Annotated in this window: 1 protein-coding gene; it reads left to right on the top strand. The window is 58.8% G+C overall.

Going from position 1 to position 1,124, the window contains the following annotated elements; all coding sequences use genetic code 11:
- Positions 1 to 644: 644 nt before the first annotated feature.
- The gene (locus tag NW863_RS13125) at positions 645 to 1,109 is read left to right on the top strand and encodes a hypothetical protein (RefSeq protein WP_414366891.1); all 465 of its coding nucleotides are present in this window, start codon (positions 645 to 647) and stop codon (positions 1,107 to 1,109) included.
- The last annotated feature ends 15 nt before the right edge of the window (positions 1,110 to 1,124 follow it).

The raw sequence follows: 1,124 nt of genomic DNA, 5'->3' as shown, positions 1-1,124 counted from the left end.
TGCTCGCAGACATTGACCGGAGGTGGCACTGTCCCCCCAGACCCCCCACAGCTTGCTAGAAGGAGAGTCGAGGCTAGAAGGCCCCAGAAAAAACGCACCTGCAATCCCCCAACCTTCGATGCCGGCAATGACGACATAGACACTCCTCTGCCACAGGATCATTACCTTCTCCAGACTACAGCCATTTCGGCAAGCTGCAGCAAACAAGGATGCCCTTTCAACTGGTTAGTCTGCTTCCTAGGAGCAGCGATACCCAGCAAGAGCAACTCCATTTTTCCCCTGGCCTAGTGCCTCCTAGGCAGATGTCGGGTAGAGTTGGCGATAGCCATCGCTGCCGTATTGGTTAACCTATGAACAACCCGCCGAGTAGCCCGAATCGGGATTGCTTTTCACAGCGCTCCAGGCAGGGCAACCTAGGCCGGAGCTTCCCCCTCCAGGGTCTGGGACTCGGCTTGTTGTGCGGATCGCTGCTATTGGGGGCAGGGGGCGGCCGATTTCTAACTTGGGCCCAGGAAGCGGAACAGCAGCCAGAGCCAGAAGTCCCCCTACCGGTGAGAGACCTCGATCCGGCGGTGCAGATCCGAGTTCGGAACGAGCTGGTTAAACTTTGCGGAGATTATCGGTGCGAAGGCTATCGCTTCCCCGTGCGGGTTTTGGTCAGGCCTGAAGATACTCTGGAAACTCTGCTGGAGCGGCTGGATACAGAGATGCTGCGGGAGGTGGATCGGGTGTTTCAAACTCGGCCTGACTTGAACCGTGTTATCGTCGATGGCTATGTCTTTGTGGGCACTCCCTCTTTCGCCAGTCGGGAAGTACTGCTGCAAACGTTGTTGGTGCCCCGTCACCGCTGGGCGGTGGGTCGCTTTGGGCTAGAGCAGGATGGAATCTTCTATGCCAAGCTGCTGGAACAGGTAACGCCCTTTTTAACTCGGCCGCAAACCCCGACCCCTCCGCCTGGGGCTGTGCTTGAAGAGCCTGGGCCTCCTCTACCTCCCACGCCAGCTCCTGGAGAGACACCAACGCCCCCACCGCAAGCAACGCCAGAAGCTTCACCAACCCCCGAAGCTCCACCCCCACCGGGGGATGTCATCGAGCGGCAGCCCATTTAGCCTTGATAGGGCTGG

The organism is Synechococcus sp. B60.1 (assembly GCF_047462555.1).
Taxonomy (GTDB): domain Bacteria; phylum Cyanobacteriota; class Cyanobacteriia; order Thermostichales; family Thermostichaceae; genus Thermostichus.
Note: the sequence above shows the minus strand (reverse complement) of the source record. Positions and strands in the feature narration are given on the sequence as shown.